Below are 1,881 nucleotides of genomic sequence, written 5' to 3'. Positions count from 1 at the left end.
TGCGGTTCTTGTTGAGGGATTTTTGGAAAGTCCGGATATCCGGACCATCCAATTTAGGTTTCACAGAGAAGGTGCACTGCACCGCTTCTCTTGTCTCTTACCGCTTCCCCTAACACGTATCCTTTTTTGATTGTGGCTTCTTCCATTGTCTTTGCCGATTCACTCTTTCGTTCGTTATTTAGGTCTAAGGTGTACTGAATTAGTTAGTTTGTGTGAGAATTAAAACTCAGGACATTTACTGTCCACCGTTCCAGGGCACTGGATTTCGTATTCTTCATAGCGTACGGAAATTTTGTGCTCCAGTCTTTTAATATCGCTTTCTGGAAAATTAAGTCCAGCTACTTCAAGGCCTTGAGGATTGAGTTTCAAAAGGTCAGGAATTGCCTCCCGATTAATCTTCGTATATGAGATATTTAGAAATCTTAAATGTTTCCAGCCTAATAAAACCTTGATTGCTTTGTTTGTGACTAATGTTCCATCGATGTCTAAGGATACTATTTTGTTTTCCTTAATCGATTCTAATCCTAGTTCGGTAATCCGAGTTTTTGTTAAGCTTAGGGCTGACAAATTAGGAAGAATCAAAACATATTTTAGCTTATCGTCCGTTATTGAAGTACCTGCAAAGCTAATTCCTTCAATTGCTTTGAATTTTTCTTTAGTTAACTCATTGTTCTTTGGTAACAAAGTCTGCATGTATTCTAAAGCTTCTTCCGTCGGATTCTTTTCTTTTGCTTTTCCCATACAATTATTTGCCAGCATTAGAAATATCAAAATAGATAATATTCTTTGAGCTTTCATAATTTACCTCTTCAGTTTTCATTTTCAATATCCCATAGATTGAAGCGCCCAATCTCTCCAGTTGGTTTTGTCAACAAAATCAATGTGTGCATGATCCGTAGGATCGTATTTCACCTTGCCTTCATTTCCAACCCCATGTTGTCCCGTAACCCCAGTCCAAGCGACAACAGTTCCTGTTTCAAAAATCGGTTTTCTACCTGCTTTCAACTCATCGATTACATAGCTCGGAAATTGATTTTGCACATGGCTAATATGTGCCGTTTGGGGAACACCTGCTACATTGTATTTTAGTGTGAGCACATTGCCTCCCTCCGACAAGCTACGCAATCCAGCAACTTGAAATTGATTCCCATCGGCTCTCGGAATCGTTACGCCACTTCCATACGGTGCATACAAATCTAAAACTCCTTCTTTACCTTGCCGATTGACGTGACCGTAATCAACGGTAGTCCAAGGCTTCTCTGATATCTTCGTCGGCTCCATCGGAATGGATTTCGAATTCATTCCTTGTGCTTCCGTTCTAAAATATGTGTAACCATCCTTCTCTACAATTCGACCAGCTACTCCTTTGATTCCTTCCAAGTGAGTCAATTTCCCTAAATTGTCTTTAGAGATGTCGGTATATCCTGAACCCATTGGAATTTTGTTCCGGTCTCCTTGGGTCGCTTCATAGTAGGCTTTTTTCTCCGCCGCTACTTGTCTTTCGTAATCGGCCTTACTGATTTTCCCTTCTTTGTAATCGAGATATGCCGCTGTTTCGTTTGTCAATCGAGTTGTTTGAGCCTTAGATCGATCATCTTGCTCATAGGAGCTTCTTGGTTTCGCCTCTGGACCGTAGATCAGTTCTTTCGTTTTTCCATACAAATTTTTGATTCCATCGAGCACGCCACTACTGGATTCATTTCCGGAAGAGGCAGGTTTCGTTGTTCCTCCGCTTTCCTTCGAAGCCATCAAGCGAGTTAACTCTGCTTGTTTGCTCGAAATTTCTTTCACAGCAGAAGCAAGACCAGACCCGCCTTTGGCGTCACTCATCGAACCGTTTCCGTCCGCGAGCAAGATCCCTTCACTCAACTCTTTCTTCAA

The 1,881-nt window shown here is 41.4% G+C and carries 1 protein-coding gene and 1 pseudogene; both read right to left on the bottom strand.

Annotation, left to right across the window (positions count from 1 at the left end; translation table 11 throughout):
• Positions 1 to 219 precede the first annotated feature (219 nt).
• A complete protein-coding gene (locus tag JWG45_RS21295) occupies positions 220 to 798 on the bottom strand; it encodes a hypothetical protein (RefSeq protein ID WP_205281621.1) in 579 nt (192 codons plus the stop codon).
• A gap of 24 nt (positions 799 to 822) precedes the next feature.
• Positions 823 to 1,881: pseudogene (locus JWG45_RS21290) on the bottom strand (hypothetical protein); the annotation flags it as partial.

The sequence above is a fragment of the Leptospira ainlahdjerensis genome, assembly GCF_016919175.1.
Lineage (GTDB): Bacteria > Spirochaetota > Leptospiria > Leptospirales > Leptospiraceae > Leptospira > Leptospira ainlahdjerensis.
Note: the sequence above shows the minus strand (reverse complement) of the source record. Positions and strands in the feature narration are given on the sequence as shown.

What these genes read in the sequence shown, in the direction of transcription:
- JWG45_RS21295 (WP_205281621.1), bottom strand. Translation starts at nt 798, where the DNA reads ATGAAAGCTCAAAGAATATTATCTATTTTGATATTTCTAATGCTGGCA.